The sequence below is a fragment of the Longimycelium tulufanense genome (assembly GCF_014645795.1).
Taxonomy (GTDB): domain Bacteria; phylum Actinomycetota; class Actinomycetes; order Mycobacteriales; family Pseudonocardiaceae; genus Longimycelium; species Longimycelium tulufanense.
Genome location: NZ_BMMK01000079.1, coordinates 1 through 5,513, shown reverse-complemented (window position 1 = coordinate 5,513; position 5,513 = coordinate 1). Strand labels below are relative to the sequence as shown.

9 protein-coding genes and 1 pseudogene are annotated in these 5,513 nt (G+C 74.0%); 3 read left to right on the top strand and 7 right to left on the bottom strand.

What is annotated here, in order from left to right; all coding sequences use genetic code 11:
- Both IEY55_RS31360 and IEY55_RS32450 read left to right on the top strand, forming a co-directional pair.
- Positions 1 to 386: pseudogene (locus tag IEY55_RS31360) on the top strand (ParA family protein); the annotation flags it as partial.
- Entirely contained in the window at positions 386 to 796 is a 411-nt protein-coding gene (locus IEY55_RS32450) for a hypothetical protein (protein WP_229686949.1), read from the top strand. The pseudogene IEY55_RS31360 and the gene IEY55_RS32450, both read left to right, overlap by 1 nt.
- A gap of 116 nt (positions 797 to 912) precedes the next feature.
- Here the strand turns inward: IEY55_RS32450 and IEY55_RS31350 are convergent, their stop codons facing one another.
- Together IEY55_RS31350 and IEY55_RS31345 are read right to left on the bottom strand one after the other, a co-directional pair.
- Complete coding sequence (locus IEY55_RS31350; RefSeq protein ID WP_189062210.1) at positions 913 to 1,182, bottom strand: hypothetical protein; 270 nt, start codon at positions 1,180 to 1,182, stop codon at positions 913 to 915.
- Between the two features lie 21 nt (positions 1,183 to 1,203).
- Positions 1,204 to 1,446, bottom strand: a complete 243-nt coding sequence (locus IEY55_RS31345) for a hypothetical protein (RefSeq protein ID WP_189062209.1) — start codon at positions 1,444 to 1,446, stop codon at positions 1,204 to 1,206.
- 51 nt (positions 1,447 to 1,497) lie between these two features.
- Here IEY55_RS31345 and IEY55_RS31340 point away from each other — a divergent pair, with 51 nt between their 5' ends.
- Positions 1,498 to 2,529 carry a site-specific integrase gene (locus tag IEY55_RS31340; RefSeq protein WP_229686948.1) on the top strand — a complete coding sequence of 344 codons (1,032 nt, stop codon included), beginning with the start codon at positions 1,498 to 1,500 and terminating at the stop codon, positions 2,527 to 2,529.
- Positions 2,530 to 2,753: 224 nt separating this feature from the next.
- Here the strand turns inward: IEY55_RS31340 and IEY55_RS31335 are convergent, their stop codons facing one another.
- Genes IEY55_RS31335 through IEY55_RS31315 form a run of 5 tightly spaced genes read right to left on the bottom strand, consistent with a single transcriptional unit; the run spans position 2,754 to position 4,633 of the window.
- Positions 2,754 to 2,996 (bottom strand): hypothetical protein, encoded by a 243-nt coding sequence (locus tag IEY55_RS31335; RefSeq protein WP_189062208.1) that lies wholly within the window; start codon positions 2,994 to 2,996, stop codon positions 2,754 to 2,756.
- Complete coding sequence (locus IEY55_RS31330) at positions 2,993 to 3,520, bottom strand: hypothetical protein (protein WP_189062207.1); 528 nt, start codon at positions 3,518 to 3,520, stop codon at positions 2,993 to 2,995. The genes IEY55_RS31335 and IEY55_RS31330 overlap by 4 nt, the downstream gene beginning before the upstream one ends.
- A gap of 56 nt (positions 3,521 to 3,576) precedes the next feature.
- Positions 3,577 to 3,879, bottom strand: a complete 303-nt coding sequence (locus IEY55_RS31325) for a hypothetical protein (protein WP_189062206.1) — start codon at positions 3,877 to 3,879, stop codon at positions 3,577 to 3,579.
- Complete coding sequence (locus IEY55_RS31320; RefSeq protein WP_189062205.1) at positions 3,876 to 4,280, bottom strand: hypothetical protein; 405 nt, start codon at positions 4,278 to 4,280, stop codon at positions 3,876 to 3,878. The genes IEY55_RS31325 and IEY55_RS31320 overlap by 4 nt, the downstream gene beginning before the upstream one ends.
- A complete protein-coding gene (locus IEY55_RS31315) occupies positions 4,277 to 4,633 on the bottom strand; it encodes a hypothetical protein (RefSeq protein WP_189062204.1) in 357 nt (118 codons plus the stop codon). Before IEY55_RS31315 ends, IEY55_RS31320 begins: the two co-directional genes overlap by 4 nt.
- Positions 4,634 to 5,513: the final 880 nt, after the last annotated feature.

Here is a 5,513-nt window from a genome sequence, read left to right as displayed (position 1 = left end):
TGGCCCAGCTCGGCCTGGCCAGCGCGGACAAGGCGCTGGGCTCGGTGGAGCCGGAGTACGACAGCGTGGAGGGCGCGATCCGGCTGCGCGACTTCATTGCCGAGGACACCAACCGGGAGGCGTTGAGCAACCTGGAGCTGACGCTGCTGGCCTGGGTCGTCTCCCGGGTACGCGCTTCGCTGGGCGCGCACTCCTACCAGCTCGACGGCTTGGCCGAGGTACTCGGCGCCGGCCGGATCTGGACGCCCCACGTTCCCGAGATCGCCGCGATCAAGGACGCCACCGACGCGGCCCTGCCGCTGCGGGCGCTCGGATCCCGGGGCACCCGCCCGGCTGGCGTGTTCCGGGACCTCGCCGGACGCCTGGTCGAGGGGGTGGCTGCCTGATGGCCAAGGTGCCCCGCAGCCGCCCCGGCGGCGGCCAGCTCCAACCCGCCGTCGAGCCGATCCGCATCGGTCCCACCACCAGCCCACCCACGGAGTCCCGGACTGCGGAAGTCCCGCAGTCCACGCCGCCGCGCACGCCCGATGGGGAGGGGCCCCGCTACCTGCAAATGGCCCGGATGGATGCCCGGCTGCGCCCCGACCAGGTCGAGGAACTGTCCCGGCTCCGCCGCCGCCTCGCCGGCCGGAGGCAATACCGCGGCGAACGACTGACCGAGAACACGCTCCTACGGGTCGCGGTCGACCTGCTGCTCACCCACGCCGACCAGCTCGCCGGTGACACCGAGGATGAACTCCGCGACTCGGTACTCCCGGACTCCGGTACCTCGGAAGTCCGGGAGTCCGGCACCTGACGGGCGGCGGATACCCAGGCAAAGCAACGGGGCCCCACCAACTGGTGGGGCCCCGTGCCTCTTTTTTCAGACTACGACAGGGGTCCGAGAGTTCCCAAAACGTGCAGGTCACAGGCTCACGCGGTGTCGCTGTGTGGGTACAGCCTCTCGGCTGGCTGGAGGACCAGCGCCCCGTCGCGCAGCGCGGCGCCGGTGAGCATCACGTCGACGACTCGGGCGGTGCGCTGATGGCCGGTGTAGGTGCGGGTGGTCAGCGTGTCGCCGGCCGCGGCGAGGGCCTGGCGCACGGCCTGTTCGCCGACGTGGTGGGCGTCGCGTGCGTCGACCCCCTCGGAGTCCAGGAAGACGGTCACCGCCACCGGGTGGCGGCTCAGGGAGTCGGTCATCTGTGCTGGTCACGCCTTTCTTCAGTAGTCGAGACGGCTGGCCAGGAACGCGGCCGGGTGCTCGGCGTGGGGCGCCCACGCGAGGTCGTCGGGGTCCAGGTCGGCCAGCAGGGCGGCCGGCTCCGCGCCGGTCGCGGCGGCGCGGGAGAGGTGCCAGGCCAGCGCGCCGAACGCCTCGTCGTCGAGCACGGCCTGGGCCAGCTCGGGGTCGAGGGCGGCGTGTACCGCCTCGGCGGCCAGGGCCTTGCGCTCGCGGGTCGGCATCACGATTCTAGATCGCGATAATCGATGCTTATCGCGATCTAGAATCGTGGGGTGAGCGATCTTGAGCGTGCCCCCGTCCCCGCGTCCGACACTCGCCCGGCGCCGGCCGCGGCTGCCCCTCGTGACCGCCAGGTGTCGCCGGAGACCGCGCAGCGGCTCGCCGATGCCGTCTCCCCCAACACCCAGCGGGCCTACGCCCGGCAATGGCGGCGGTTCGAGACCTGGTGCGCCCGGCAGGGCCGCGTCCCCCTGCCGGCGACCGCCGAGACGCTGACCGAGTACGTCGCGCACCTGACCCGCGACGACCAGACCCGGCCGCCCGCCCCGGCGTCGGTGACCCAGGCCGTCGCGGTCATCCGGTCCCGCCACACCAAGGCCGGCTACCCCGGCCAACCCGCCGGGGATGCGGCCTACCTGCTGCTGCGCGACTACCGACGGCGGCGGGCCGATGCCGGCCACCGGGTCCGCAAGGCCACCCCGATCACGGTCGACGCGCTGCGCGCGATGATCGCCACCACCGATCCGGGCACCCTGATCGGCCTGCGGGACCGGGTGCTGTGCGTGCTCGGCCTGGCGCTGTACGGCCGCCGCTCCGAGCTGACCGCGCTGCAGCTGTACGACCTGGTCGAGGTCGACCACGGGCTGCTGGTCTACATCCGCACCAGCAAGACCGACCAGGCCGCCCGCGGTGTGGAGGTCGCCATCCCCTACGGCACCGATCCGACCACCTGCCCCGTCCGCCTGGTCCGCGCCTGGCGCGCCACGCTGGCCGAGCACGGGATCACCACCGGGCCGCTGCTGCGCTCGGTGGACCGGCACGGCAACCTCGGGCCCTCGCTGTCCACCGACGGCCTGCGCCGCATCGTGCAGGGCCTCGCGCGCCGCGCCGCACTGCCCTACCCCGAGACCTACTCGGCGCACTCGCTGCGGGCCGGCGGCGCCACCTCCTCAGCCCAGGCCGGGGCCCCGGTCTCCGCGATCGCCGCACACGGCCGCTGGTCTCCCTCCTCCACCGTCGTCCACAACTACGTCCGCGCCGTCGACCAGTGGCGCGACAACCCCCTGCGGGGCGTGGGTCTGTAACTCCCGGACTTCGGTACTTCGGAAGTCCGGGAGTCCTCACGCGTTCGGAGGGGAGCAGGGTGGCTCCAGGTGCACCGGGTTCGGGCAGCCGGGGATCTCGCACCGGTACACCCGGTGCCCGCCGCGGTGGTCCAGGCAGGGCCGCCAGCCCACGGTGTGGCTGCGCGGACGCAGCGGATGCTCGGCCTGCCAGCTCTCGCCGGCTGGGGCCGCGAGGGTGTCGGTCAGTTCTGCTCGGCGTCGGACAGGGTGGCCTTGGCCTCGTCGATGAGGGCCTTGGCCTGGCTGATCAACCGTTGGGCGTCGCGCCAGGCGTCCCCGCGCGCCGACGGCAAGGGCGTGCCGAGCGGTCGCCAGTCCGAGGCCAGCCAGTCGCGGGCCTCGGACAAGCCGGACCGGGCGCGGTCCAGGCTTTCCAGGGTCTTGCGGGTGATGCCGGCCTGGGTGGGTAGCTCGTGTTCCTTCACCGCTGCTCCCCCTCACCGTCGTTGAGGTTGAGTGGGGGCAGTGGACGCAGCCTCGGCGGGGGCGTCGGCTCGTCCTTCTCGGCCAGGTACAGGTGCCCCACGTGCGTGTGGGCCTGGCCGAGCCGCTCTGCGGCGTCGGTGAACCCGTGCTCGGCGTCGTAGCACAGGGCGTCGGCGGCGTGCGCGGCCTCGGCGGCCCGGTGGGCAGAGACCCCGGGTGGGTCGTCGCGGTGGGCGTCGTGGCGCAACCGCCCGGTCTCGTGGTGCCGCTCCAGGGTGTCGGCGACGCGGGTGGCGATTTCGGCCAGCCGCGTCGCCGCACCCTGGGCCGTGCCCACCACCCGGTACAGGGTGGCCGGCGCGTAGGGGCCGCCGTAGGCCAGCGCGGCCTCCAGGTAGTCCAGCAGGTGCCCGGCCACGGACGCGACACGGGCCAGGTCCTCGTCGCCGGGGTAGGGGCCGTCGGGATACAGGGCGACCGAGTAGTCGGTGAGGTGGTCGATCGCGTCGGCCAGGTCACTCATCGGGCGTCTCCTTGTCCGTGCAGATGTGGTGGACGGGTCGGTCCTGGGGTATGGGGTCACCACTGGTCGAGAGTCGTTCCGTGGGGGCAGGGGTCGCCGGGCCGCAGCGCGGTCGCGACGTGACCGGGCACAGCGACGAGCTTGCGGGGGCTGCCCTTGCGTCCCCGGTGGCAGACCACGTAGGTCCCCTCGGGACCGCGCTCGGGGTGCCCGGCACGGGCGGGGTGGCCGATGCTGTCGTAGGTCCAGTCCGTCAGTGGCGGGCCGTCGTCAACGGCGGGGCCGGGCTGGCAGCCGGCGACTAGGACGGCGGTGGCCAGGGTCGCGCCGAGCAGAGCGGGTAAGGCGGGGCGGGTCATCGGGCCCTCACCTCCCTGGCCGGGGTGTGGCCGCCCAGGCGGCGGAGCTGGACCCGGCCGGCCGGGGTGGTCACCACCGGCAGGGCGTCCCACAGCGCACCGTCGTAGCGCAGCCGGCGGGGCCGGCGGCCCAGCTCCAGGTGCCCGGAGCGCATCAGGTGCAGCAGCGCCCGATGTTCGGCGGCGGTGGGGGTGCGCGGCACGCGACGCGTGTCGGCCCCGGTCAGGGGTGCGGCGGCCAGGGGCCACCACAACGTGTCGTCGCCCTCGTCGTCGGCCGGGTCCAGCTCGTCCGGGGCGGGGGCGACGTCGATCACAACCAGCGGGGACGGAGCCTCCCGGTCCTCGGCGCCCGCGATGGCGGACAGGAGGTGGCGCACCGTGCCGATCAGGTGGTTCATCCCTCTCCCTCCTCCCGCGGTGGCGTGCCGGGCACGGCGAGCTGGCCTCGCTCGGCGGCGGCGATCAGGTCCGCGATCGAGGGCAGGCCCGCCGCCTTGAGCGCCTCCAGCAGCGCGGTCCGCACCGTCGGGTCCACCCGCCCGGGGATGGTCAGCGCACCCTCCAGGTAGCGCAGCACGTCGCGGAGCTGGGTGCGGGCGTGCTCGCCCTGCCGGTAGCGCTCGGGCGTGCTGACCACGGCGGCAGCCTGGCCGTCCCGGGTGACGATCAGGGACTGGTCCGGCAGATCCGGCAACCGCTCCAGGTGAGCGGCCAGCCGGTCCCGGAAGTCCCGCATGTTCGTGGTTTCCATGGTCCCGAGTGTGTACGCAATTGCGTACACGCACTAGGGCCTTTCGTGTGAATCAACGGCCGAATATCGGAACCGATCAAGGCCCCGCGCGAGACGGTCGCAGCACCCGGTGCACGGGTGCTGCGGTCGCAGCCGCGCAGCAGCGCCGCGTCGCAGCCAACGCGCGGCGGTTGAACAGCGAAAACGCGGCGCCGGGCGCGCCCGCTACGCCCGCACCCGCCCCCGGGGGGCCCTGGGGCCGGGGCCGGCGTGCACCCGGGGGGAGGGTGCACTGGGAGCAGCCGCGCACCCGACCCCACTCCCCCTCCCCCGGCCCGCGACCCACACCCGAGGCACTACTCCATATGGGGTATACCCGGGGTTGGGCCATACGGGTGATGCCGGGAGGACGTGGGCGAGGGCCCGGGGGAGGGGAGCGGCACCCGGCCTCCCCAGCCCCGGGCCCTGACCAGGGGCTGGCCCCGACCCCGGGGCGCCGGCGGCCCTGGACTCCTCCGACCCGACCCGAACCGCCCTTCCCCGGGCCCGCCGTGGTTCGGCGGCTCCCGGTGAGCACTTCTCCCCCGGCGCCAACCCCGCACCTTCTCCCCACAACCCGCCGCCCGCACCGCGCCGCCGCTCCCCCTCGTTTGCTCCGCGCCGCGCACCGCAGCTCCCGGTTCGACGCGTGCTGCTCCCCCCGCCCTTCGGCCGCCGCGTCGTGCGCAACGCTCGCGCCCGCGTGCCCCCGTCCGGTGGGCCACCGACGCATCGGTGGTGTCGCAGCCGGCCCAGTGGGGGAGGGGAGCGGTAGGTGACCAGGGACAACGTGGTCCTAGCTGTACTGCCCATAGAGGTTGGTGACGGGCACGACAGCCTGATGATGTTGGAATGAGGGAGG